Origin of the sequence: Kaistia defluvii, assembly GCF_040548815.1 — a bacterium.
Taxonomy (GTDB): Bacteria; Pseudomonadota; Alphaproteobacteria; order Rhizobiales; family Kaistiaceae; genus Kaistia; species Kaistia defluvii_A.
Genome location: NZ_JBEPSM010000003.1, coordinates 271,054 through 295,983, shown reverse-complemented (window position 1 = coordinate 295,983; position 24,930 = coordinate 271,054). Strand labels below are relative to the sequence as shown.

The window sequence follows — 24,930 nt, the reverse complement described above, 5'->3', positions numbered from 1 at the left end:
GGGCCAGGGAGAGACGATTGCTGACCGAACAGACCATCCTCCGCGCGTCGATCGCGATCACCTTTGTCGTCGCGGCGTTCGGCATCAGCTTTGGCCTGCTTTCGGGGTCGTTTTCCATCGCCTTTGACGGCGTCTATGCGCTGGCCGACGCCGCCATGACCACGGTGGCGCTCGGCGTGTCGCACCTGATCGTGCAATCGGCCCAGCGCGACGCGGTTTCGGGAAAACTGCGCAACCGCTTCAGCATGGGCTTCTGGCATCTCGAGCCGATCGTGCTGGGCCTCAACGGCACCATCCTGATCATCGTCGCCATCTATGCGCTGATCAACGCCATCCTCTCGATCCAGGGCGGCGGGCGCGAGCTCGAATTCGGCTATGCCATCATCTATGCCGCGGCGACACTGGTCGTCTGCGTCGTGATGACGGTGGTCGACTGGCGCGCCAACCGAAGGATCCAGTCGGATTTTCTCAAGCTCGACATCCATTCCTGGGTGATGTCGGGCGCGATCAGTGGCGCGCTGCTCATTGCCTTCGCCATCGGCTATGCCGTCGAGGGCACGGCGCATGAATGGATCTCGCCCTATATCGATCCCGTCGCGCTCGCCGTGATCAGCGCCGCCATCATCCCGATCCCGATCGGCACGGTGCGCCAGGCGGTCTCGGAGATGCTGCTGCTGGCGCCGGCCGATCTGAAGGAGCATGTCGACCAGGTGGCGACGGATACGGTCCGGCGGCATGGCTTTCTCGCCTATCGCGCCTATGTCGCCAAGGTGGGCCGCGCCAAGCAGATCGAGATCTATTTCATCGTCGCCAAGAACGAACCGGCGCGGCGGCTGGAGGAATGGGACCGGATCCGCGACGAGATCGGCGAGGCGATCGGCGACGAGAGCTATAATCGCTGGCTCACCATCGCCTTCACCACCGACAGCGAATGGGCCGAATAGGACTTTTTCGCCTTTTCCGTCTCCTCGCTGTCGATTTGCGGCCGGTCCGTTCGTCGGGGGCTTGAGGCGCGGCCGATTGGCCCGCGCCAGCGCGAAGCAGCGAAAGGGATGAGACCATGCCGCATGACCAGATCGTTCCGCCGGAGACGCTCGTTCCGGCCCGGGAAATGGCGGCCCGCAACACCGCCCGCGTGCCGAACGAGAGCGAGGCCTATCGCCAGGCGCGGCAGGCGCTGCTGGCGGAGGAAATCGAGCTTCGCCGCCATATCGAACGGGTGGCGGCGCAGCGCCGCGCCCTGCCGCCGGGCGCCATCGTCGACAAGGATTACCGCTTCGAGGGCGAGCTGGGGCCGGTCGATTTCGCCGGCCTGTTCGGCGAGCACACGACGCTGGTCGTCTACAACTACATGTATGGGCCGCAGCGCAAGCGGCCCTGCCCGATGTGCACGGCGCTGATGAGCGCCTGGGACGGCGAGGCGCGGGATATCGAGCAGCGCGTCGCCTTCGCCATGGTCGCCCGCTCGCCGATCGAGCGGCTCTGGGCGTTCAAGCAGGAGCGCGGCTGGAAGGCGCTGAAGCTCTATTCGGACATGAGCGGCGATTACACGCGGGATTATGCGAGCCCCGAGGATGCCGACATCCCGGCGCTCAACGTGTTCACGCGCAGGGACGGCGTCATCCGCCATTTCTGGCGCGACGAGATGGGCGAGAGCGCCGATCCCGGCCAGGACCCGCGCGGCGCCCCGGACGTGATGCCGCTCTGGACCGTGCTCGACCTGACGCCGGAAGGCCGCGGCACCGACTGGTATCCGGAGCTGGAATACCGCTAGAGGCCCAAGCCTCGCTCGCCCCCGATCAAAGGAGCTTCCGATGCAGTTTGCCTGCCTGGTCTATATCGACGGCGACGCGATGGCAGCGTTGTCGAAGGAAGAGCAAGCCCGGCTCACCGACGCGACGATCGAGCAGGATTGGTCCCTGCGCCAGGCGGGGCAACTGATCCTGGCGCGGCCGCTGCAACCGCCCGAGACCGCCGCCGTGGTGCGCGTCCGGGCGGGGCAGGCCAGCGTCACCGACGGCCCCTTCACTGAGGCCAAGGAGATGCTCGGCGGCTTCCTGATCATCGAGGCGGAAGACCGGAACGCGGCGATCGCGATCGCCAGGGCCTCGCCCATGGCGCGGATGGGCAGCATTGAGGTCCGGCCGATCCTCGACCACACCCACAGCGTGACGGGCGAAGGAAGGCCGCCCCCGCTGGCGCCGGCCCGCGAAGAAGAGTTCAGCCCTCGACCCGCTCATACACGGTCGCGCTGACTTCCGGGCGGGGGCCGAGGCGGTAGGCGGCGCGCAGCAGCGCCGAGGCGCGGTCGGCGTCGGCCTCCGATTTCGCATGCACCCGGCCGAGCGGCGTCTTCGCGTCCATCGGGGCGCCGATGCCGGCGAGGTCGGAAAAGCCGACGGAGAGGTCGATCGGGTCGCTCGCCATGCGGCGGCCACCGCCGAGCTCGATCACCGCGACGCCGACGGCGCGGGTGTCGATGCCGGCGACATGGCCGTAATCCTCGGCCAGCACGTCGCGCACGATCTCGGCGTCGGGCAGGTAGTCGTCGACGCGCTCGACGAAATCGGCGGGGCCGCCCAGCCCCGCCACCATGCGTCCAAAGATTTCCGCCGCGCGGCCGGAGGCGAGCGCGGTCTCGATGCGCTCGCGCGCGGCGGAGACGCCATCGGCGCGGCCGGCGGTGATCAGCATCTCGGCGCCGAGCGCCACGGTGATCTCGTGCAGCCGCGCGTCGCGGGCCGCCCCCGTCAGGTAGTGCACCGCGTTGCGCATCTCGAGCGCATTGCCGGCGGCCGATGCCAGCGGCTCGTTCATGTCGGTGATCAGCGCCGTGGTGGGGACGCCGGCGCCGTTTGCCACCTCGACCAAGCTTTTCGCCAGCGCGCGGGCGTCGGCATGGCTCGCCATGAAGGCGCCGGTGCCGGTCTTGACGTCGAGCACGAGCCCCCGCAGCCCGGCGGCGAGCTTCTTCGACAGGATCGAGGCGGTGATCAGCGGGATCGATTCGACCGTCGCGGTGACGTCGCGGATGGCGTAGAGGCGCTTGTCGGCCGGCGCGAGATCGGCCGTCTGGCCGATGACGGCGGTGCCGCAATCCTTCACCACCTGGCGAAACAGGGCGAGGTCGGGCTGGCTCTGGTAGCCGGGGATGGAATCGAACTTGTCGAGCGTGCCGCCGGTATGGCCCAGGCCGCGGCCGGAGATCATCGGCACATAGGCGCCGCAGGCCGCGACCATCGGGGCCAGCATCAGCGAGACATTGTCGCCGACGCCGCCGGTCGAATGCTTGTCGACCACGGGGCCGTCGAGGTGCGACCAGTCGAGCACCGAACCGGAATCGCGCATGGCGAGCGTCAGCGCCACCGCCTCGTCGCGCGTCATGCCGCGAAAGAAGATCGCCATGGCAAAGGCGGCGACCTGGCCTTCGGAGACGGCGCCGGAAGTCAGGCCCTCGACCATGAAGCGGATCGCCTCGGGGGCAAGCGCCTCGCCCTCGCGCTTGGCGCGGATGATTTCCTGCGGCAGCAGCATTTCTTTGGCACGCCTCCCATACCGATACGCGTCCAGCCATGGTCACGGATCGCACTATACCTCACCTCTCCCCATGGGAGAGGTGGCGGGCCCCTTCGTCAGTCCTCCAGATCCCGCAGGAATCGGCGGATGATCTTTTCGAGCTTCTTCGCACCGAGGGGCGCCATTTCCTTGGTCTCCCCATGCGACAGCTCGCCCGCCGCCATGCCGGCGCCGAGATTGGTGATGTTGGAGATGGCGGCGACCTTCAGCCCGAAGAACCGCGCCAGAATGGTCTCCGGCACGGTCGACATGCCCACCGCATCGGCGCCGAGGATGCGCGCCATGCGGATTTCGGCCGGCGTCTCGAAGGACGGGCCGGAGAACCACATATAGACGCCGCTTTCGAGATCGACGCCCTCGCGCTTGGCGGCGCGCTCCAGGCTGGCGCGCCACACCAGGTCATAGGCAACGGAAAGCCCGACGAAGCGGGCATCGGTCTCTTCGCCGATCAGCGGATTGGCGCCCGAGAGATTGATGTGGTCTTCCAACATCATCAGCGAGCCGGGCCCCATTTCGGGGCGGAGCGAGCCGGCGGCATTGGTGAGGATGACGCCCTCGCAGCCCATCGCCTTCAGCAGGCCGATGGCGTTGCGCATGACCGAGGCGTCGCCGGATTCGTAGAAATGCGAGCGGCCGGAGAAAACGAGGACCTCGACGCCTTCCAGCCGGCCCGCCACCAGCGCCCCGGCATGGGCCGAAACCTTCGACACCGGCATGCCGGGCAGCTCGGCATAGGGAATGCGGACGGCGTCGGTGACGGCGTCGGCCAGCGGACCGAGGCCGGAGCCGAGCACGATGCCGATGCGATAGGGCGCGTCGCGCCGGTCGCGCAGCACGGCGGCCGCGGCGCGGCCGTCGTCCCGAAGCGCCGACATCAGAACCGCTCGTCCATGGAGAAGCCAGCCGGCAGCAGCTGCGCCATGGTGAAATCCTGGCCCTCGCCGGTCGGATCCGAGCAATGGATCAGCGTGGTGGGATGCGAGAATTCCTTCAGCCGCTGGCGGCAGCCGCCGCAGGGCGTGCAGACGATGCCGCCATCGACCCGGTCGGCCACGACCACCACGGCGGCGATGCGGCGGCCGTCGCCCGGAATGCCGGCGGCGATCATCTGGCCGATCGCCGAGGTCTCGGCGCACCAGCCCTCGGGATAGGCGGCGTTCTCGACATTGGCGCCGACATAGACCTCGCCATCCTCGGTCAGCACCGCGGCTCCGACCAGGAATTTCGAATAGGGCGCGTGCGCATTGAGGCGGACTTCCTGCGCCCGCTGCAGCAGTTCCGCCTTGAGCTGGTCGTCCATCTTAGCGTTCCTTCACATAGGGCACGCCGCCAGCCTTGGGCGGGATCGCCTTGCCGATGAAGCCGGCAAGCAGGATCACGGTCAGGATGTAGGGCAGTGCCTGGATCAATTGCACCGGAACCTCGCCGATGCCGGGCAGGATGATGCCCTGCAGGCGGATCGAGGCGGCGTCGAGGAAGCCGAACAGCAGGCAGGTCAGAAGCACGTTGAGCGGCTTCCACTTGGCGAAGACCAGCGCTGCCAGCGCGATATAGCCCTTGCCGGCCGACATCTCGCGGATGAAGCCGGCGGACTGGGCGATCGACAGATACGTGCCGGCGAAACCGGCAAGGATGCCGCAGCAGATCAGCGCGCGGTAGCGCAGCCAGGCGACGGAAATGCCGGCCGTGTCGACCGCGCCGGGATTTTCGCCCACCGCGCGGACGCGCAGGCCGAAGCGCGTGCGATAGAGCACCCACCAGGTGAAGGGGACCGCCAGGAAGGCGAGATAAACCAGGATGTTCTGGCCGGAAACCAGCCCCGAATAGAGCGGGCCGAGGACGGGGATCGGCGCGATATCGGCGGCGAAGGGCAGCGTGATCTCGGTGAAGCGGGCCGTGTTCGGCAATTGCGGCGTGCGGCCGCCTTGGCCGAACCAGGCATTGCCGAGCAGGATCGTCAGGCCGGAGGCGATGAAATTGATCGCCACGCCCGAGATGATCTGGTTGCCGCGCTGGGTGATCGAGGCGAAGCCGTGCAGCAGGCTGAGCAGCACGCCGGTCAGGATGCCGGCGAACAGCCCGAGCCAGGGCGAGCCGGTGACGGTGGCGACCGAGGCGGCGGAGAAGGCCGAGAACAGCATCTTGCCTTCCAGGCCGATGTCGAAGATGCCGGACCGCTCGGCATAGAGGCCGGCGAGCGCGGTGAAGATCAGCGGCACGGACAGGCGGACCGTGGCGGCGAGGATCTGGATCAGATCGGCGAAGTCCATGATCGCTCCTCAGGCCGCGCCGGCGGGCGACGCCGCGACGGATTTGGGTTTCGGGGCGAACAACACGATCAGCGCCGGACGGAACATGTGCTCGAGCGCGCCCGCGAACAGGATGACCAGGCCCTGGATCAGGATGATCACCTCGCGCGAGATGTTGGGCATGTCGAAGGCGAGCGCCGCGCCGCCCTGATAGAGCACGCCGAACAGGATCGAGGCGATGATGATGCCGACCGGATGGGAGCGGCCCATCAGCGCCACCGCGATGCCGACGAAGCCGGCGCCGGCGGGGAAATCGATCTGCAGCTTGCCGGCGTCGCCCATCACCGGGTTCAGCGCCATCATGCCGGAGAGGCCACCCGAGATCAGCATGGTGATGACGACGGTCTTCACATAGGGAATGCCGGCATAGACGGCCGCCGTCGCATTGGTCCCCATCGTGCGGATCTCGTAGCCGAAGCGGGTGCGCCAGATCAGCAGCCACACCGCCACCGCCGCGACCAGGGCGATCAGGAACGAGACGTTGAAGGGCGCGGCGCCGATATCGAGGCCGAAGACCTGCATCAGCCAGCCGAGCTTCGGCAGCTGGCCGCCTTCCTCGAACAGGCGGGTCTGCGGCGACATGTTGCCGGGCTGCTTGATGACGTTGACCAGCAGATAGACCATCAGCGCGGCGGCGATGAAGTTGAACATGATCGTCGTGATGACGATGTGGCTGCCGCGCTTGGCCTGCAGCCAGGCGGGGATGAACGCCCAGGCGGCGCCGAAGGCGAAGGCCGCGGCCGTGGCGAACACGGCCGTGACGTACCAGGGCATATAGCGGTCGAGCGTCAGCGCCGCGAAGGCGACGCCGAGGCCGCCCAGATAGACCTGGCCCTCGCCGCCGATGTTGAACAGGCCGCCATGGAAGGCGACCGCGACCGCGAGGCCGGTGAAGATGAAATTGGTGGCGTAGTAGAGGGTGAAGGCAATGCCCTCGCCATCGCCGAGCGCGCCCTGGACGAGGTATTTCACCGCCTCGATCGGGTTCTCGCCGATGAACAGCACGACGAGGCCGGAAAGCGCGAAGGCCACGGCGACGTTGATCAGCGGCAGCAGGCCGAAATTGACCCAGCGCGGCAGGGTTCCGAGTGGGACGCTCATGGGTGTGCTTCCGGGTGGCTGTGGGAACCGCGGTTCAACGCGTTGGCAAGGCTGGCGGGATGGCGGCTTTTGGCCCCTCCCCGAAAACGCCACGGCGTTTTCGACCCTCCCTCAAGGGGAGGGTTCAAGCGGAGCTCGCTACCGCGAAAAGATCCTTGCTGAACCTCCCCCTTGAGGGGAGGTCGAAGGTGCCGAGCGAAGCGAAAGCAGCTTCGGGAGGGGGGGACCGCATCAGCGCTTGCTTGGGCGTCGATCATCATTCCGCCGCCTCCCGGCCGATGCCGGCCATCATCAGGCCGATTTCCTGCTCGTCGGCATGGGAATCCGGCTCGCCGACGATGGTGCCGGCGAACATCACCAGGATGCGGTCCGACAGCGAGCGGATCTCGTCCAGCTCGACCGAAACCAGCAGGATCGCCTTGCCCTGGTCGCGCAGCGCCACAAGGCGTTTGTGGATGAACTCGATGGCGCCGATATCGACGCCGCGCGTCGGCTGGCCGACGAGAAGACAGGCCGGATCCCGCTCGATTTCGCGCGCCAGCACGATCTTCTGCTGGTTGCCGCCGGAGAAATTCGCGGTCTTCAGACGCGGATCGGCCGGGCGGATGTCGTATTTCTCGATCTTCTCCACGGCGTCCTTGCGGATCGCGTCGATGTTGAGGAACGGGCCCTTCAGATATTTCGGATCGTCCTGGTAGCCGAGGATCGAATTCTCGTTTTCCTCGAAGGAGAGCACCAGGCCCATGTGGTGCCGGTCCTCCGGCACATGGGCGAGGCCCTTCTTGCGCAGGAGCGCGGGGTCGATGCGGCCATTCCTGTCGACCGGCTCGCCATTCATGATGATCCGCCCCGACGAGGCCTTGCGGATGCCGGCGATCGCCTCGAGCAGTTCCGACTGGCCGTTGCCGGCGACGCCGGCGATGCCGACGATCTCGCCGGCCCGGACCTCGAAGGAGACGTTGTCGACCATGGTGACGCCGCGGCCGTCCTTGACGGTCAGGTTCTCGACCGAGAGCACGACGGGGCCAGGCTTCGCCTCGCCCTTCTCAACGCGCAGCAGCACGCGGCGGCCGACCATCAGCTCGGCCAGCTCCGGCATGGTGGTCTCGGAGGTCTTGCGCGTGGCGACGATCTCGCCGCGCCGCATGACCGAGACGGTGTCGGTGATCGCCATGATCTCGCGCAGCTTGTGCGTGATCAGGATGACGGTTTTGCCCTGCGCCTTCAGCTGCGCCAGCATCTTGAACAGATGGTCGGCCTCGGCCGGCGTCAGCACGCCGGTCGGCTCGTCGAGGATCAGCACCTCCGCGCCGCGATAGAGCGCCTTGAGGATCTCGACCCGCTGCTGCTTGCCGACCGGGAGTTCCTCGATGATCGCGTCGGGATCGACATCGAGCCCGTATTCGCGCTCGATCTGCTGCAGCGCCAGGCGCACGGCGGTCTCGCCGCCCTTCAGCAGCGCGCCGCCCTCGACGCCGAGCATGACGTTTTCGAGCACGGAGAAATTCTCGACCAGCATGAAGTGCTGGTGGACCATGCCGATGCCGGCCTGGATCGCCGTCTGGCTGTCGGTGATGCGGATCTCCTTGCCGTCGACCAGGATCTGGCCGCTGTCGGCATGGTAGAATCCGTACAGGATCGACATCAGCGTCGACTTGCCGGCGCCGTTCTCGCCGATGATGCCATGGATCGAGCCCTTGGCGACGGCGAGGTGGATGTTCTTGTTGGCGTGGACCGGCCCGAAGCGCTTGTCGATGCCGACAAGCTCGATGGCGGGCGTGGAATCCAAGGTCGAAGCTGTCATTCAGGGGCCCCGAAACGGCTGCACCTTCTTAAGGAAGGTGGCCGGACTGTTCATCGCCATGACCGGGAAAGGGGCCGGACCTCCGAACCCGGCGCGAAGCGCTCGCTCCGCCGGGATGCCCCTCGCCGGCGCCGCCGGCCGCATCGGATCCGTCGCGACGCCGAGAAAATCCGGCATCGCGACGGGTTTCAGAAACGGACCGCGATCAGCTCGGGCACTTCTCGTCGGTCATGTAGTCATGAACCTTGACGGTGCCGGAGATGATGTCGGCCTTGGCCTTTTCGACGGCAGCCTTCATCTCGTCGGTGACGAGCGGCTTGTTGTTGTCGTCGAGCGCCCAGTCCACGCCGCCTTCCTTGAGGCCGAGCGCCTGGGTGCCGGCGGTGAACTTGCCGTCCTTGACGTCGGAATAGGCGTTGTGCACGGCGACGTCGACGCGCTTGACCATCGAGGTCAGGATCTTGCCGGGGTGCAGGTGGTTCTGGTTGGAATCGACGCCGATGCCGAGCTTGCCGGCGTCGACGGCGGTCTGCAGCACGCCGAGGCCGGTGGCGCCGGCTGCCGCGTAGATCACGTCCGCGCCCTGGTCGATCTGCGACTTGGCGAGTTCACCGCCGCGAACCGGATCGTTCCAGGCAGCGCCCGTCGTGCCGGTCATGTTCTGGAAGACGTCCGTCGCGCCGGCCGCCTTGGCGCCCTGGACGTAGCCGCAGCCGAACTTGCGGATCAGCGGGATGTCCATGCCGCCGACAAAGCCGACCTTCTTGGTTTCCGACTTCAGGCCGGCGAGCACGCCGACGAGATAGGAGCCCTCGTCCTCGGCGAAGACGACCGAACGGACGTTCGGAGCCTCGACGACGGAATCGACCAGCACGAACTGCGTATCGGGGAATTCCTTCGCGACCTTGGCGACCGCATCGGTCCAGGCAAAGGAGAGCGCGACGACGGGGTTGAACCCGCGCTTGGCGAAATTGCGGATTGCCTGTTCGCCCTGCGTGTCGTTCTGCGGCTCGAAATCCTTGTAGTCGATGCCGGTCTCGGACTTGAACTTCTCCGAGCCGTTGAAGCCGGCCTCGTTGAAGGATTTGTCGAACTTGCCGCCGGTGCCATAGACGATGGCCGGCTTGACGTCGGCAGCCCAGGCCGAACCCGTGGCCATAAGCGCCACGAAGGCTACCCCGATAAACTTGCGGATCATGATGGTGACTCTCTCCTCTTGAAGGCGTCTTCGTCGGGCGTTGATCGCCAGACCGAAAGTTCCCCTGACGTTACCGACGAGCGGCCGTTCTTTTCCATTTTGCATGGAGCCCGGCAAATTTCATGCGCTTTCTTTATTCAGGCCCCCGCGCAACCCTGCCCTTCACAAGCAAGGCGGATCGTGGCTGGCAGATTATGCGGCGACATTTTTTTATACAACTGATCAAAGAAACGCCGGTGCGGGCCTGCCATCAAATTGTCGTCCTGCCTCACTTTCGGCTTTTCCTCGGACCCCGATTTTTCTATCACTGGCAAGCCGGTCCGGGAGACCGCTTGGAGAACTGACAATGACGATCGACCCGGCCCCGATCCGCCCGGCCCTAGCCCTGGTTGCGCATGACCAGAAGAAGGACGCGCTCGTCGCCTTTGCCGTCTCGCACCAGGCCAAGCTTGGGGATTTCGACCTGTTCGCCACCGGCACGACCGGCAGCCGGATCCTCGCCGCCGTGCCGACGCTGCCGGTGACGCGGCTGAAGAGCGGCCCGCTCGGCGGCGACCAGCAGATCGGCGCGCTGATCGCCGAGGGCCGCATCAAGGGCCTGATCTTTTTCGTCGACCCGCTGACGCCGATGCCGCATGACGTAGACGTCAAGGCGCTGATGCGGCTCGCCGCGCTCTACGACATTCCGATGGCGCTGAACCAGGCGACCGCCAATCTCCTGATCGCCCATCCCGACGCCTTCCTGCAGACATCGTGATGCGCTCCGCACCGCCCAGCTTGCCAACGCCCGCTCAGCCAACCCAAGGCACCATGACCACCACCACCCCGCCCCGCGCCTTCGTACCGTTCCCGACGCTGATCGGCGATATCGGCGGCACCAATGCCCGCTTCGCGCTGGTGCCGGACGAGACCGGCCGGGTCATCCGGTTCCCGACCGTGCTGACGGCCGATTTCGCCACCATCGACGACGCGATCGCCGCCGTGCTGCCGGAAGGCGCGGCGCCGCATTCGGCCGTGCTGGCGCTGGCCGGGCCGATCCAGGGCGACCAGGTTCCGCTCACCAATTGCCACTGGGTGGTCGAGCCCAAGCGGATGATCGCGCGCTTCGGTCTGGACGAGGTGATCCTGCTCAACGATTTCGAGGCGCTGTCGCTGTCGCTGCCGGCGCTGGCCGGCGAGGATTTGGTGACGATCGGCAGCGGCACGCCGCTCGCCAATGGCGCGCAAGTGGTGGTCGGTCCCGGCACCGGCCTCGGCGCCGCGGCGCTGATCCACGCCAATGGCGCCTGGCTGCCGGTGCCCGGCGAGGGCGGCCATATCGACCTGGCGCCGGTCAGCGCGCGCGATTTCGAGATCTGGCCGCATATCGAGCGGCCGCACCAGCAGACCGACCCGTTCGCGCGCATCGAGGGCGAAACGCTGCTCTGCGGCAGCGGCCTGCTGCGGCTCTACCGGGCGGTCGCCAGCGCCCGGGGCGAGGCGGCGCGCTTCGACAACCCGTCCGAGATCACCGCCGCGGCGATGGATCGCTCCGACGCGGCGGCGGAAGAAGCGCTCGAACTGTTCTGCGTGCATCTCGGCCGGCTCGCAGGCAATCTGGCGCTGATCTTCATGGCCAATGGCGGCGTGTTCCTGGCCGGCGGCATCGCCGCCAAGATCGCGCCCTTCCTGAAGGAGAGCGGTTTTCGCGACGCCTTCATCGACAAGGTGCCGCATGGCGCGATGATGGACCGGATGCCGACCTCGGTCGTCGTCCATCCCGAACCGGCGCTGGCCGGCATCACCGCCTATGCCCGCCACCCCGATCTGTTCGGCATCGTCACCGAAGGCCGCCGCTGGCATAAGTGAGGGCAAGTCCTTCGCTTTACCTCTCCCTGAGCGAGAGGTCGGAGCGACGCCCGGGTGAGGGTTTCGGGAACCCTCCGGGTCAGGCGGTGCGTCGTCGAGAGGCTCATCCGGTGAGGCCGTAAACCCTCACCCGCCGGCCTGCGGCCGTCGACCTCGCCCTCAGGGAGAGGTGAAGGAGCGCCGACGCAAACATCCAAAACGCCGTCATCCTCGCGAAAGCGAGGATCCATGCAGCCGAGGCGTCGGCAGCTAGATCTCTGGTTTTGCGTCAAAGAACGGGGATGAATGGGTCCCCACCTGCGCGGAGATGACGGCGAGCGTGTGGCGGCCTCCTGCCACCACCCGGCATGGCCGAAGGTCAGCTGGTCCGCAGCAGGCTGGCGATCTCGATGTCCTCGCCGAGGTCGGGCCAGTGGATGGCCTCGCCGCGGCCGGTCAGGTGCCAGTTCTCGCGCTCGGCGCGGGTGGCGCCGAGAAGGCGCGGAAACCAGTCGATCGGGGTCGCGAGTTCGCGGCCATCAGCGAGACTAACCAGAAGCGCCTCCTTGGTCACGGCCGCATCGATGGCGACGGGATCAATCTTCATGGTCGTTCCTTTCCGCGACGGCCGGATGATTCGATTTCCCCAGAATGCCCACAGCAGGATGGCAATTCCGAGTCCCGATCCCGCCTCAGGTGCCGCGCGGCTTGGCGCGCGCCGTCGCCTGCGCGGCAAGCGGATCGTCGGGCCAGACATGCTTGGGATAGCGGCCGCGCATGTCGGAGCGCACATCCTTCCACGAGCCGCGCCAGAAGCCGGGCAGGTCTCGAGTGATCTGGATCGGACGATGGCCGGGCGATAGCAGCGTTACCGTCACCGGCACCGCGCCATCGGCCACCGCCGGGTGGCGATCGAGGCCGAACAGTTCCTGGACGCGGATTTCCAGAACCGGGCCATTCTCGTCCGAATAATCGATCGGCACGCGCGATCCCGAAGGCGCATCGAAATGCGTCGGCGCGAGGCGGTCCATCAGCGCACGCTTGTCCCAGGGGACGAGGCTCGCCAGCCCCTCATGCAACAGCCCCGGCGTCACCGCATCGAGCCGGCGCTTGCCACTCAGGAAAGGCCCGAGCCAGTCCGGCAGGGTTTCGGCCAGCGTCGCATCGGAAACATCCGGCCACCCGCCGCCGAGCCGCGCATGCAGGAAGGCGATGCGGGCACGAAACTGCTCGGCCGATTTTTCCCACGGCAGTTCCGCCACGCCGCGCTGGCGGATTTCCGCCAGCAGGGCCGCCTGCACGGCTCCATCCGAGACCTTGGCAATCGCCCGGTCGCCAAGGACCAGGCGGCCGAGCCGGCGCACGGCGCGGCCGCGCACCGAACCGGTCTGCGGATCGAAGGCGACGCTTTCCTCGTCCGTGATCAGGCCGGAAAAATGGGCCTCGATCTCGGCCAGCGTGATCGGCGCCGCGGTCAGAATGCGGGCCTTTTCGGCCGCGCCCTGCAAGCTGGCAATGGCGAGATAGGGCTCGCGCGACAGGGCGTCGGACGCATCGAGCACGCCGCCCCGGCCATTCGCCATGACGAAGGCGCCGGGCGCGCCGCGCGCCATGGCGATGCGGTCGGGAAAGGCAAAGGCGGTGAGCAGCCCCGCTTCCTCCGGCGCCTGCCGGCCATCGTCCGGACGCGCCCCGACATCGCGGGCCCAGCGGGCGGCGAGACCGAGCGAATCGCGGGATCTGGGATCGCGGGCGGCAAAGAGCCGGCGCACGCGCTCGCGCAGATCGGTGTCGTTGCCGCCGAGGCCGATTTCGGAAAGCACGGCGGCGACCGCGCCGGCGAGGCCGCCAAGACCGAGTTCCGCGCCCTTGCGCAGCATGTGGCCGAGGCGGGGGCTGAGCGGCAGGCGGGCGAGTGCCGCGCCTTCTTTCGTCAGGCGGCGATCGGCGTCGAGCGCGTCGAGCCGGGTCAGCAGCGCGACGGCTTCCTCCCAGGCGGGCCTGGGCGGCGGATCGAGGAAGGCGAGCTGGCCTGGATCGGCGACGCCCCAATTGGCGAGGTCGAGCACCAGCGGCGCCAGATCGGCCTCCAATATCTCCGGCCGGTCGAACGGCGCGAGGGCTGCCGTCTGGCCTTCTTCCCAGAGCCGGTAGCAGATGCCGGGCTCGGTGCGGCCGGCGCGGCCGCGACGCTGGTCGGCCGCGGCGCGCGAGACGCGGCGCGTCTCCAGCCGGGTCAGCCCGGTCGCCGGCTCGTAGATCGGCGCGCGGGCGAGGCCGGAATCGATCACGACGCGCACACCCTCGATGGTCAGCGAGGTTTCGGCGATCGAGGTCGCCAGCACCACCTTGCGTTTTCCCGGCGCGGCCGGCCGGATGGCGCGGTCCTGCACGGCGAAATCGAGCGCGCCATAGAGCGGCGCGATCTCGACCTCGGGCGCGACGCGCCCCTCCAGCCGCTCGGCGACGCGGCGGATTTCCGCCTGTCCCGGCAGGAAGACGAGCAGGCTGCCGCTATCGGCAGCGAGCGAGCGCCGCACGGCGTCGGCGACATCGTCCTCCATGCGCCGGGCGGGGTCGCGGCCGCCATGCCGGGTCTCTATCGGGAACATCCGACCAAGGCTCTCGACCACCGGGGCCTCGCCGAGCAGCCGCGCGACGCGGGCACCGTCGATGGTGGCCGACATGACAAGGATACGCAGATCGTCGCGCAGCGCGCCCTGCGCATCGAGCGCCAGCGCCAGGCCGAGATCGCCGTCGAGGCTGCGCTCGTGGAACTCGTCAAAGATAACCGCCGCGACGCCATCGAGCGAGGGATCGTCAAGGATCATGCGGGTGAAGACGCCTTCGGTGATGATCTCGATGCGCGTCTTTACCGAAACCTTCTTTTCGAGCCGGACGCGGTAGCCGACGGTCTGGCCGACCTCTTCGCCGAGCGTCTCGGCCATCCGCCGCGCCGCGGCGCGGGCGGCGAGCCGGCGCGGCTCCAGCATCAGGATGCGGCGATCGCCCCGCCAGGGTGCGTCGAGCAGTGCCAGGGGCACGCGCGTGGTCTTGCCGGCGCCGGGCGGCGCCACCAGCACGGCGCTGGTGCCGCGTTCGAGCACGGATTTCAGTTCGGGGAGGACGTCATCGACGGGCAGCATGCCGCCGTCATAGAGGGGGACGGGCCTTCGTGCCAGTGGGGGGCGTTTCTCTGCGGCTGCGGGGGGAGCGGCTGCTCCGCTGCGTGGATCCCTGCTTTCGCAGGGATGACGGGGAGGATGGGGCTACAAGGCGATCTGTTCGTATAGATCGAGCCAGTCCGGGCTGGCGCACTCAATCAATTCGATCTTCCAGTTCCGTTTCCAGAGCTTCATCTGCTTCTCTCGGCGGATGGCCGATTCCATCGTGTCGTGCCGCTCATAGTAGACCAAGGTCTTGATCCCGTATCGACGCGTGAAGCCGCCCAGGAAACCTTCTCGATGCTGCCAGACCCGCTGGGGCAAATTGCTCGTCACGCCGATGTAGAGCGTTCCGTTACGGCCGCTGGCCAGGATGTACACGCACGGTGTCATGTACCCAAAATTGCACGACCCACCCTCGCCGTCATCCCTGCGAAAGCAGGGATCCATGGTCGGTTCACGTGCAGATGCAACTTCAGGTGAGTTTATCGGCGAGTGGGGGATGGACCAAGTCCTAGACAACTAGGCTCACCCCCAAAACAAAAAGGGCGCCACCTGGGCGCCCTTCGAACTCATCCAAACCCCGAGAAGAATCAATCCGCCTGCGGGTTGATCGCTTCGGCGTGGGCCTCGTGGACCTTCAGCTCTTCCAGGCGCGGCATCGAGACGATGTTGTAGCCGGAATCGACGAAATGCACGTCGCCGGTGACGCCGGCGCCCAGTTCCGACAGCAGATACAGCGCCGAGCCGCCGATCTCGTCGAGCGAGACCGTGCGGCGGAGCGGCGCGTTCTTCTTCTGGTAATTGTACATGATGCGCGCATCGGCGACGCCGGAGCCGGCCAGCGTGCGGACGGGGCCGGCCGAGATGGCGTTGACGCGGATGTTGTCGCCGCCGAAATCCATGGCGAGGTAGCGCACCGAGGATTCCAGCGCCGCCTTGGCCACACCCATGACGTTGTAGTTCGGCATGACGCGGGTCGAGCCGCCATAGGTCAGCGTCAGGATCGAGCCGCCATCGGTCATCAACGCCGCGGCGCGCTTGGCGATCTCCGTGAAGGAGAAGCACGAGATCACCATCGTCTTCACGAAATTGTCGCGCGTCGTGTCGGCGTAGCGGCCCTTCAGCTCGTTCTTGTCAGAGAAGCCGATGGCGTGGACGATGAAATCGATCTTGCCCCATTCGGCCTTGAGCGCCGCGAAGACGCTGTCGACGGAAGCGACATCCTCGACGTCGCAGGGCAGCAGCAGCTTGGCGCCGATGCTGTCGGCCAGCGGCTTCACGCGGCGGCCGAAGGCATCGCCCTGATAGGTGAAGGCGAGTTCGGCGCCGTGGGCCGCCAGCGTGCGGGCGATGCCCCAGGCGATCGAATGATCGTTGGCGACACCCATGATGAGCCCGCGCTTGCCGCTCATCAGGTTGCTGGTTGGTGCCGTCATTCGATCGTCCTTGTTTTTGTTATGTCTCAGGCGACGTAGCGCTGGAAGACCAGCGAGGCGTTGGTGCCGCCGAAGCCGAAGCTGTTGGAGAGTACGGTGTCGATCTTCGCGTCGTCGATGCGCTTGCGCACGATCGGCATGTCGGCGAAGGCCGGATCCAGTTCTTCGATATTGGCCGATTCGGCGATGAACCGGTTGTTGAGCATGAGCAGCGAATAGATGGATTCGTGCACGCCCGTGGCGCCCTGCGAATGGCCGGTCAGCGACTTGGTCGCCGAGATCGGCGGGCAATTGTCGCCGGAGCCGAACACTTCGCGGATCGCTTCCATCTCCTTCAGGTCGCCGACCGGCGTCGACGTCGCATGCGGGTTGATGTAGTCGACCTTGCCCTTCACCGTCGAAAGCGCCTGGCGCATGCAGCGCGCCGCGCCCTCGCCCGACGGGGCGACCATGTCAGCGCCATCGGCGGTGGCGCCGTAGCCGACGATCTCGCCATAGATGCGCGCGCCGCGCGCCTTGGCGATCTCGAGCTCTTCCAGCACCAGCACGCCGGCGCCGCCCGAGATGACGAAGCCATCGCGGTTGACGTCATAGGCGCGCGAGGCGATGGCCGGGCGGTCATTATACTTGGACGACATGGCGCCCATGGCGTCGAACAGCACGGACAGCGTCCAGTCCAGCTCCTCGCAGCCGCCGGCGAACATCCGGTCCTGCTTGCCGTACTGGATCATCTCATAGGCATTTCCGATGCAATGATTGGACGTCGCGCAGGCCGAGGAGATCGAATAGTTGACGCCCTTGATCTTGAACCAGGTCGACAGCGTCGCCGACGGCGAGGACGACATCGCCTTGGGCACGGCCAGCGGGCCTACCTTCTTGGACGAGCCGGAAGCCAGCGCCTTCTGCGCGGATTCGACGATGGTGCGCGTCGACGGCCCGCCCGAACCCATGATGATGCCGGTGCGCTCATTGGAAATGTCGGCCTCCTCGAGGCCGGCATCGCGGATCGCCTGATCCATCGCGACATGGTTCCAGGCGGTGCCGCCGCCGTGGAAGCGCATGGCGCGCCGGTCGACGACCTCGGCCGGATCCAGCGTTGGCGCGCCGAACACATGGCTGCGGAAGCCGTGCTCGGCGTAATCCTGGGCAAAGGTAATGCCGCTCTTCGCTTCGTGCAGGCTCGCCAGCACTTCCTGGGTGTTGTTCCCGATGGAAGAGACGATCCCCATCCCCGTCACGACGACCCGCTTCATCGATTCTCGTCCTTAGCTTGAAGAGCATACTGCTCGGTTCGCGACCGTTCCGACCCCGTGCGGATCGGACCTGCCGATCAACCGACGGCAGGTGTCGCTTCGCCCTGGAACAGGCCGACGCGAAGGTCCTTGGCCCGGTAGATGGTGACGCCATCGGCCTTCAACCACCCGTCGCCGATGCCGAGCACCAGCTTCGAGCGCAGGACGCGCTTCAGGTCGACGCCATATTCGACGTGCTTGACGCTGGGAACGACCATGCCGGAGAACTTGATCTCGCCCGTCGACAGCGCGCGGCCGCGACCCGGCGACCCGCTCCAGCCGAGGAAGAAGCCCAGCATCTGCCACATGGCGTCGAGGCCGAGGCAGCCCGGCATTACCGGATCGCCCTTGAAGTGGCACTGGAAGAACCAGAGATCCGGATTGACGTCGAGCTCGGCGCGGATATGGCCCTTGCCGAATTCACCGCCCTCTTCGCTGATCGACGTAATGCGGTCGAACATCAACATGGGCGGCAGCGGCAATTGCGCGTTGCCCTCGCCAAACAATTCCCCTCGCCCGCAGGCGAGCAGAGCCTCATAGTCGAAGCTCGACGGGCGATCTGCCATGCCGTCAATCTACCTCTGTTTGGCGCGGACACTCGAAAATGGAGGCGCGCGCACTATCCTGTCGCGTGGAGATATTCGACCCCCAGCGCTGATCGTGTGCTTCCTAACATAGCCGCCCAGCGTTCGAAAGCCCGCCGGGATCTGTGCGATCGTCGAGCGATGCCGGGGCTGATAGCATGGCCGGACCGTGGCGCCCCTGCGCCGCATGGAGAGTTTTTGATGCAGAGATCCCTCGGCCGGCGCCTGGCTTTCAGCGCAGCGGCGCTGATTCTAAGCCTGGCGCCGCTGCCCGCGCTCGCCGGCAGCGGCATCGACACGCCCAGCCTATTCGAGCAGCCCAACCTGTTTGCCCAGCCCAAGCTGTTCACGGCGCCGCAGCCCCGCGTGCGCACGCCAGCCGGCCCGCGGATCCGTCCGATGGTCGGCAGCGAGTGCCGCACCCTGCTCGGCACCTGCACGCTCGGCCGGCTGGAGCAGGTCGGCGACCGCTGCTTCTGCCGCACGCCGAAGGGCGCCGTGCAGCAGGGAACGACGGAAATCCGCCGCCGGGGGCGATAGAAGCGAGCCCTCAGGCTTCCAGACATGCAAACGGGCGCCTCGGCGCCCGTTATCGTTCCGCGAGGCTGGCTCGCCTCAGCGCGGCGCGCGCTTTGCCAGGATGCGCTGCAGGGTGCGGCGATGCATGTTGAGGCGGCGGGCCGTCTCCGAAACATTGCGCTCGCACAGTTCATACACGCGCTGGATATGCTCCCAGCGGACGCGATCGGCCGACATCGGATTGTCCGGCGGCAGAGCCCGCTCGGTCGGATCGCGGGTCAGCGCCGAGAAGACCTCGTCGGCATCGGCGGGCTTGGCGAGATAATCGACGGCGCCCAGCTTCACGGCGGTCACGGCGGTCGCGATGTTGCCATAGCCGGTCAGGACGACGGTGCGCGATTCAGGCCGGCGCTTGCGGATCAGTTCGATCACGTCGAGGCCGTTGCCGTCTTCCAGGCGCATGTCGACGACGGCATAGGCCGGCGGCTTCTGGTCGACCTTGCGCATGCCTTCGGCGACCGAATCGGCCGTTTCCACCAGAAAGCCGCGTGCTTCCATTGCCCGGGCAAGTCGCTGCAGGAAAGCCTTGTCGTCATCCACGATGATGAGCGAGGTATCAGTGCCGGCGAGACCGGCGGATTCCAGATCTGTCATAGACGTTTAACTCCGCGCCTCCCCGAATTTTCTTTTCCTTCCAGACCGGGTTATAGGCATCCGAAGCCCCCGCGCCAAGGCCACCATGCAACCGGAAAGGCCGAAACAGGGCCGCGCGGACGCTATGCTGGGCATCAACTGTGCGCCGAAGGGCCGTCATGGCCCTCGCTGCCGTCCGATTTGCCGGAAATGCCGAGCCGATCCATCGCCTCGCGCGACCAGACGATGCGCACGATCGCGCCATGCGCCGGGGCCTCGCGATTGGAGAGATCCAGCCGGGCGCCGGTACGTTCCAGCAGCGTCTTGGCGATGAAGAAACCAAGGCCGAGACCGCCGGCCTCGTGATCCTCGACGCCCTCGATGGCGCGGGAGCGGGTCGTCACATAGGGCTCGCCAATATGGTCGATCACCTCGGAGGCGAAGCCCGGGCCGTCATCGGCAATGGTCAGCGACACATTGTCCGCGTTCCACTTCGCGGCGATCTCGACCGTGGTTTCGGCGAAATCGACGGCGTTCTCGACCAGATTGCCGAGGCCGTAGAGGATCGACGGGTTGCGGCGGCCGACCGGCTCGCTGCCGGCCTCGCCGCTGAACTTCACCTGGATGTCGATGCCGGTATCGGCATGCGGCTCGACCACTTCGGCCAGCATGTGGCTGAGCGGCAGGCGGTCGACATGCTGGCCCGGATCGGTCGACAGCGAGGTCAGCTTGCCCAGGATATCGCGGCAGCGCTGCGACTGGCTGCGCAGCAGGGCGACGTCCTCGGCATAGGGGCTGCCCGGCGGCAGCTCGCGCTCCAGCTCCTTGCTGACCAGCGCGATGGTGGCCAATGGGGTGCCGAGCTCATGCGCGGCCGCGGCGGCAAGCCCGTCCAGCGCCCAGAGATGCTGCTCGCGCGCCAGCACCAGTTCGGTCGCCGTCAGCGCGTCGGCAAGCTGGCGCGCCTCCTCGGCAACGCGGAAGGCATAGACGCCCATGAAGAAGACGGCAGAGACCAGCGCGACCCAGACGCCCAGCACATAAAGATAAGGCATGGTCAGCGCCTCGCCCTCCGGCCAGGGCAGCGGCATGTGCCAGAGGCCGAGCGCCGTCACCGCGACGATCACCAGCCCGCCCAGCATCACGGTCAGGCGCGGCGCCAGCGTGGTGGCGGAAACAATGACCGGCACGATGATCAGGACGGCGAAGGGATTTTGCAGACCACCGGTCAGCGACAGCAGCACAGAGAGCTGCAGCACGTCATAGGCGAGCAGCAGCGCGGCGGTGCGCCCCTGCAGGCGCAGGCTGGAGGGATAGCGGATCTTGATGAACAGGTTGAGCCAGGCCGACAGCGCTATCGCCGCCAGGCAGAGCCCGATCGGCATCGGGTATTCCAGCCAGAATCGCACGAAGACGACGGTGGCCGTCTGGCCGATGACCGCCAGCCAGCGCAGCCGCACCAGCGTGTCGAGCTTCAGCCGCCGCGCGCCGAAATCGTGCGAGGGGGGAGCTTGCTCGGGCATGGCGGCGTCACCTGACGTTGAAAGTTGCGCAACAGCGCCGGCTTATAGCACGAGCCGAACGATCTCAGGCGACTCCGGGGCACCCGGTTCCGCATGGCTCTTGCATCAGGGCTATAATCGTTCTTACATATTGCAATGCACAAGGCTGGCCGCCGCCCTTACTGCCCGACGGAATACCCGGCCGGTCCGATCCCTTCGCGGAGCGGCAGGTGGACGGCATGATGGGTCCCTTATCCTACTATCAGCTCTACGAGCTGAACCATGCGGCGATGTCGCCGATGCGGGCGGCCGCCGACATGTTCGGCCTGCTTCTGAAAAACCCGCTGAACCCGATGAGCCAGACGCCGCTCGGCCGCAACTGGCAGGCCGGCCTGGAGTTGTTCGAACGGACCACCCGCCGCTACGCCAAGCCCAGCTTCGATCTGCCGACGACGCTGGTCGGCGGCATGCGCGTGCCCGTCACCGAGCACGTCGTCTGGCATAAGCCCTTCTGCGACCTCATTCATTTCGAACGCCAGCTCGAGCGACCCCGCCGCGATCCCAAGCTGCTGATCGTCGCGCCGATGTCGGGCCATTACGCCACGCTGCTGCGCGGCACGGTCGAGGCGATGATGCCGCGCCACGACGTCTACATCACCGACTGGATCGACGCCCGCATGGTGCCGCTGGCCGATGGCAGCTTCGATCTCGACGATTACATCGACTATCTGGTCGAGATGCTGCACTTCCTCGGCGACGACGTGCATGTGGTCGCGGTCTGCCAGCCGGCCGTGCCGGTACTCGCCGCCGTGGCGCTGATGGAAGCCGCGGGCGACCGATTCGCGCCGCGCTCCATGACGCTGATGGGCGGCCCGATCGACACGCGAATCAACCCGACCGCCGTCAACGAGATGGCCCAGGGCAAGAGCCTCGACTGGTTCGCCGAGAATGTCGTGATGAAGGTGCCGTTCCCGCATGCCGGCTGCATGCGCGACGTCTATCCGGGCTTCCTGCAGCTTTCCGGCTTCATGAGCATGAACCTCGACCGCCATGTCACGGCGCATCAGGACCTGTTCAAGCATCTGGTCGCGGGCGACGGCGACAGCGCCACCAAGCATCGCGACTTCTACGACGAATATCTGGCCGTCATGGACCTGACCGCGGAGTTCTACCTGCAGACGGTCGAGACGGTGTTCATCACCCATGCGCTGCCGAAGGGGACGATGACCCATCGCGGCGTGCCCGTCGACCTGACCGCCGTCCGCAATGTGGCGCTGCTCACCGTCGAGGGCGAGAATGACGACATTTCCGGCGTCGGCCAGACCGAGGCGGCGCAGCATCTGTGTATCAACATCCCCGACAACATGCGGGCGCATTACATGCAGCCGAAGGTCGGCCATTACGGCGTCTTCAACGGCTCGCGCTTCCGCGCCGAGATTGCGCCGCGCATCAGCGATTTCGTGCTGACGCATGATCGCGACCGCGCCGCCAATGGCGCGAGCGCCAAGGCCCCCGCTGCCAAGGCGCCGGCTGCCAAGGCTGCCGCCGCCAAGGCGGAGCCCGAGGCCAAATCGGCGGTTACCCCCGCCGCGCGCAAATCCGCCGCCGCGAAGCCCGCCGTAGCGCGGCCTGCCAAGGCCAAGCCAGCCGCACCGGCCAAAGCGACCTCCGCCAAGCCGGCCGAACCGGCCGATGATCTCAAGCGCATCGCCGGCATCGGCGCGAAGCTGGAGGCGAGCCTCAACGCGGCCGGATTCACGCGCTTCGCCCAGATCGCCCGGCTGACCGTGAAGCAGCAGACCGCGCTCGATGCGCGGCTTGGACTGCGCGGCCGGGTAGCGCGCGAAAAGTGGATCGAGCAGGCCAAGGCCCTGATGCAGGAAGCGTCGGCACAGGCGTCGGCGACACCGGAACCTGCCCCAGCGTCCGCAGACTAGATTCTTCTTGAATCGCGCTCGGCCTCTTCCCACTTCCGATGCTGGGGGTGCGAGAGAGGAAGGTTCAATGTCTCATACTCAGGCCTTGCGTCCGGGATGGACGCCGCTCACCATCGCGTTGATGGTCCTCGGCTTCTTCGTGTTCTGGCCGCTCGGCCTCGCCATGCTCGCCTACATCATCTGGGGCGACCGGCTACCCGAGTTCCGCCGCAACGCCGAGGGAATGCGCAACGACTTCAAGCGCTCCTTTTCCGGCTGCGGCTGGCAGAGCCGGCGTGAGACGTCATGGGGCGCCTATCGCAGCGAGAGCGGAAATTCCGCCTTCGACGCCTATCGCGCAGCCGAACTGAAGCGGCTCGACGAAGAGCGTCGCAAGCTCGATGAAGAACGCGCCGAATTCGAAACCTTCGTCCAGAACCTGCGTCGCGCCCGCGACCAGGAAGAGTTCGATCGCTTCGCCGCCGAGCGCGCCGCCGCTCGCCGCAACCAGACCCCGCCCGCGACGGGCGACAAGGGTCCCGGCCCGGTCATCGATCTCTGATCGACGGCGGATCCTGACCAAGAGGGCCGTGCCGCAAGGCGCGGCCTTTCCTTTTGGCCCGGCCCGAGTCAGGTTGCAGGGGAGCGGAACTGCAGCCAGGGCTGCGGCTTGAGTCTCTGGAACAACACGGAAGCGAGAGTGCGAAGCATGAGCAAGTTGAGCTTGATCTTCAACAAGATCTTCAAGGGCGGCGAGGCCCAGGCGGCGGAACGCACCCCGGAAGCGAGCCCGGCCGCCACAGCCGATGCCGCCAGCCCGGCAGCCGCGGCGCCTGCGGGCGCCCCCACGGCCCCGGCCGCGCCTTCGGTCGCTCCGGCCCCGCAGGCGACGGTCGATGTCGGCGCGGTTCTGACCGCGCTTGCTGCCAAGTCCGGCGAGAAGCTCGACTGGAAGAAGTCGATCGTCGACCTGCTCAAACTGCTCGATCTCGACAGCAGCATCGCGGCGCGCAAGGAACTGGCCAAGGAACTGCACTACACCGGTGACACCAACGATTCCGCCACCATGAACATGTGGCTGCACAAGGCGGTGATGAAGAAGCTGGCCGAGAATGGCGGCAAGGTGCCGGACGATCTCAAGGATTGAGCGCCCCAACGCTCGAAGAGGCCGCGCCCCCGCGCGGCCTTTTTGCGTTCGCGCCGCTTTCCGGGCGGCGGCGGTTTCGTGCCATCATAATGCCGACGAATCATCCGACTGACAGTCCATGGGCTTTTTCCAGCGCCTCACCGGCACTCCTGCACGCGCCAGCGTCGCCAAGCCGGACCATTTCCATGTCGAGATCGACGGCGAGATGGTCCGCGTGACGCTGCTGTGGAACGAACGCGCCCGCCGCTACACGCTGCGCCTGCGCGGTTCCGTGCGCGAGCCCGTGGTCACGATCCCGGCCCGCGGCAGGCTTTCGGAAGCGCGCGCTTTTCTCGACCGCAATCGCGGCTGGCTGCAGGCGCGGCTCGCTGCCCTCCCCGCGCCCACTCCGCTCGCCGATGGCGCCTCGATCCCGCTGCGCGGCGTGCCGGTGCGCATCCTGCACAGGCCGGGGCGAGGCATCGTGCGCCTGCAGGAGAGCGAGGGCGAGACACAGCTTCTCGTGCCGGGCGAGATCGACCACCTGCCCCGCCGGGTCACGGACTTCCTGAAGCGCGAGGCGCGCCGTGACCTCGAGGCGGCGACGGCGCGGCATGCCGCCTCGCTCGGCGTCACGGTCAAGAACATCCGGCTCGGCGATCCGACCAGCCGCTGGGGGTCGTGTTCCTCCTCCGGGACGATCGCCTATTCCTGGCGGATGATCCTGGCGCCGCCGGCCGTGCTCGACTACCTCGCCGCGCATGAAGTGGCGCATATGCGCGAGATGAACCATTCGGCGCGCTTCTGGCGCCATGTCGCCTCGATCTGCCCGGGCATGGACGATGCGAAGGCCTGGCTGGTCCGCCACGGCGCATCGCTGCACGCCGTTGGCGCGGAATGAAACGCCGGGCCTGACCGGCGGGACGCCCGGTCATTCCCG

General features: G+C 67.0%; 25 protein-coding genes. 10 read left to right on the top strand and 15 right to left on the bottom strand.

What is annotated here, in order from left to right:
• The first annotated feature begins 17 nt into the window (after positions 1-17).
• The 3 genes from ABIE08_RS18250 (at position 18) to ABIE08_RS18240 (ending at position 2,255) form a co-directional block, all read left to right on the top strand.
• The gene (locus ABIE08_RS18250; RefSeq protein ID WP_354553276.1) at positions 18-944 is read left to right on the top strand and encodes a cation diffusion facilitator family transporter; all 927 of its coding nucleotides are present in this window, start codon (positions 18-20) and stop codon (positions 942-944) included.
• A gap of 116 nt (positions 945-1,060) precedes the next feature.
• A complete protein-coding gene (locus ABIE08_RS18245; RefSeq protein ID WP_354553275.1) occupies positions 1,061-1,774 on the top strand; it encodes a DUF899 family protein in 714 nt (237 codons plus the stop codon).
• A 40-nt stretch (positions 1,775-1,814) separates the two neighbouring features.
• Positions 1,815-2,255 (top strand): YciI family protein, encoded by a 441-nt coding sequence (locus ABIE08_RS18240; protein ID WP_354553273.1) that lies wholly within the window; start codon positions 1,815-1,817, stop codon positions 2,253-2,255.
• Here ABIE08_RS18240 and deoA read toward each other — a convergent pair.
• The 7 genes from deoA to ABIE08_RS18205 all read right to left on the bottom strand — a co-directional run bounded on the left by deoA (position 2,221) and on the right by ABIE08_RS18205 (position 9,988).
• Positions 2,221-3,531 (bottom strand): thymidine phosphorylase, encoded by a 1,311-nt coding sequence (deoA, locus tag ABIE08_RS18235; RefSeq protein WP_354553607.1) that lies wholly within the window; start codon positions 3,529-3,531, stop codon positions 2,221-2,223. The two genes, ABIE08_RS18240 and deoA, sit on opposite strands and share 35 nt — an antisense overlap.
• Positions 3,532-3,632: 101 nt before the next feature.
• Complete coding sequence (locus tag ABIE08_RS18230; RefSeq protein ID WP_354553271.1) at positions 3,633-4,451, bottom strand: purine-nucleoside phosphorylase; 819 nt, start codon at positions 4,449-4,451, stop codon at positions 3,633-3,635.
• Entirely contained in the window at positions 4,451-4,876 is a 426-nt protein-coding gene (gene cdd, locus ABIE08_RS18225) for a cytidine deaminase (protein WP_354553270.1), read from the bottom strand. The genes ABIE08_RS18230 and cdd overlap by 1 nt, the downstream gene beginning before the upstream one ends.
• A 1-nt stretch (position 4,877) precedes the next feature.
• On the bottom strand, positions 4,878-5,846 hold the full coding sequence (locus ABIE08_RS18220; RefSeq protein ID WP_354553268.1) for an ABC transporter permease: 969 nt from the start codon (positions 5,844-5,846) through the stop codon (positions 4,878-4,880).
• A gap of 9 nt (positions 5,847-5,855) precedes the next feature.
• Complete coding sequence (locus tag ABIE08_RS18215; protein WP_354553266.1) at positions 5,856-6,986, bottom strand: ABC transporter permease; 1,131 nt, start codon at positions 6,984-6,986, stop codon at positions 5,856-5,858.
• 256 nt (positions 6,987-7,242) lie between these two features.
• Positions 7,243-8,775, bottom strand: coding sequence for an ABC transporter ATP-binding protein (locus tag ABIE08_RS18210; protein WP_354553606.1), 1,533 nt, complete (start codon positions 8,773-8,775; stop codon positions 7,243-7,245).
• 220 nt (positions 8,776-8,995) lie between these two features.
• Positions 8,996-9,988, bottom strand: a complete 993-nt coding sequence (locus ABIE08_RS18205) for a BMP family lipoprotein (RefSeq protein ID WP_354553264.1) — start codon at positions 9,986-9,988, stop codon at positions 8,996-8,998.
• Positions 9,989-10,334: 346 nt separating this feature from the next.
• Here ABIE08_RS18205 and ABIE08_RS18200 point away from each other — a divergent pair, with 346 nt between their 5' ends.
• Positions 10,335-10,745 (top strand): methylglyoxal synthase, encoded by a 411-nt coding sequence (locus ABIE08_RS18200; protein WP_354553262.1) that lies wholly within the window; start codon positions 10,335-10,337, stop codon positions 10,743-10,745.
• A gap of 53 nt (positions 10,746-10,798) precedes the next feature.
• The gene (gene glk / locus ABIE08_RS18195; protein ID WP_354553261.1) at positions 10,799-11,836 is read left to right on the top strand and encodes a glucokinase; all 1,038 of its coding nucleotides are present in this window, start codon (positions 10,799-10,801) and stop codon (positions 11,834-11,836) included.
• A gap of 358 nt (positions 11,837-12,194) precedes the next feature.
• Here the strand turns inward: glk and ABIE08_RS18190 are convergent, their stop codons facing one another.
• The 6 genes from ABIE08_RS18190 to fabA form a co-directional block, all read right to left on the bottom strand.
• A complete protein-coding gene (locus ABIE08_RS18190; RefSeq protein WP_354553259.1) occupies positions 12,195-12,422 on the bottom strand; it encodes a DUF2442 domain-containing protein in 228 nt (75 codons plus the stop codon).
• 85 nt (positions 12,423-12,507) lie between these two features.
• On the bottom strand, positions 12,508-14,961 hold the full coding sequence (gene hrpB / locus ABIE08_RS18185; protein ID WP_354553257.1) for an ATP-dependent helicase HrpB: 2,454 nt from the start codon (positions 14,959-14,961) through the stop codon (positions 12,508-12,510).
• A gap of 123 nt (positions 14,962-15,084) precedes the next feature.
• Positions 15,085-15,372, bottom strand: coding sequence for a GIY-YIG nuclease family protein (locus ABIE08_RS18180; RefSeq protein ID WP_354553255.1), 288 nt, complete (start codon positions 15,370-15,372; stop codon positions 15,085-15,087).
• A gap of 200 nt (positions 15,373-15,572) precedes the next feature.
• On the bottom strand, positions 15,573-16,418 hold the full coding sequence (gene fabI / locus ABIE08_RS18175) for an enoyl-ACP reductase FabI (RefSeq protein ID WP_354553254.1): 846 nt from the start codon (positions 16,416-16,418) through the stop codon (positions 15,573-15,575).
• Between the two features lie 26 nt (positions 16,419-16,444).
• Positions 16,445-17,671, bottom strand: coding sequence for a beta-ketoacyl-ACP synthase I (fabB, locus tag ABIE08_RS18170; protein WP_354553252.1), 1,227 nt, complete (start codon positions 17,669-17,671; stop codon positions 16,445-16,447).
• Positions 17,672-17,748: 77 nt separating this feature from the next.
• Positions 17,749-18,276: a 3-hydroxyacyl-[acyl-carrier-protein] dehydratase FabA gene (gene fabA / locus ABIE08_RS18165; RefSeq protein WP_266334424.1), complete on the bottom strand. Its 528-nt coding sequence runs from the start codon at positions 18,274-18,276 to the stop codon at positions 17,749-17,751.
• Positions 18,277-18,495: 219 nt separating this feature from the next.
• On the opposite strand from fabA, the gene ABIE08_RS18160 reads away from it, so the two are divergent.
• Positions 18,496-18,834 carry a hypothetical protein gene (locus ABIE08_RS18160; RefSeq protein WP_354553250.1) on the top strand — a complete coding sequence of 113 codons (339 nt, stop codon included), beginning with the start codon at positions 18,496-18,498 and terminating at the stop codon, positions 18,832-18,834.
• Positions 18,835-18,909: 75 nt separating this feature from the next.
• Here ABIE08_RS18160 and ABIE08_RS18155 read toward each other — a convergent pair whose 3' ends face one another.
• Together ABIE08_RS18155 and ABIE08_RS18150 are read right to left on the bottom strand one after the other, a co-directional pair.
• A complete protein-coding gene (locus ABIE08_RS18155; RefSeq protein ID WP_354553248.1) occupies positions 18,910-19,467 on the bottom strand; it encodes an ActR/PrrA/RegA family redox response regulator transcription factor in 558 nt (185 codons plus the stop codon).
• Between the two features lie 134 nt (positions 19,468-19,601).
• Complete coding sequence (locus tag ABIE08_RS18150; RefSeq protein ID WP_354553246.1) at positions 19,602-20,969, bottom strand: ActS/PrrB/RegB family redox-sensitive histidine kinase; 1,368 nt, start codon at positions 20,967-20,969, stop codon at positions 19,602-19,604.
• A 221-nt stretch (positions 20,970-21,190) separates the two neighbouring features.
• Between ABIE08_RS18150 and phaZ the strand changes: the two genes are divergently transcribed.
• The 4 genes from phaZ (at position 21,191) to ABIE08_RS18130 (ending at position 24,891) form a co-directional block, all read left to right on the top strand.
• A complete protein-coding gene (gene phaZ / locus ABIE08_RS18145; protein ID WP_354553605.1) occupies positions 21,191-22,885 on the top strand; it encodes a polyhydroxyalkanoate depolymerase in 1,695 nt (564 codons plus the stop codon).
• A 67-nt stretch (positions 22,886-22,952) separates the two neighbouring features.
• Positions 22,953-23,426, top strand: a complete 474-nt coding sequence (locus tag ABIE08_RS18140) for a DUF2852 domain-containing protein (protein WP_354553245.1) — start codon at positions 22,953-22,955, stop codon at positions 23,424-23,426.
• A 147-nt stretch (positions 23,427-23,573) separates the two neighbouring features.
• Positions 23,574-24,011 carry a DUF3597 domain-containing protein gene (locus ABIE08_RS18135; protein WP_354553243.1) on the top strand — a complete coding sequence of 146 codons (438 nt, stop codon included), beginning with the start codon at positions 23,574-23,576 and terminating at the stop codon, positions 24,009-24,011.
• Positions 24,012-24,129: 118 nt separating this feature from the next.
• Complete coding sequence (locus ABIE08_RS18130) at positions 24,130-24,891, top strand: M48 family metallopeptidase (RefSeq protein WP_354553241.1); 762 nt, start codon at positions 24,130-24,132, stop codon at positions 24,889-24,891.
• Positions 24,892-24,930 lie beyond the last annotated feature (39 nt).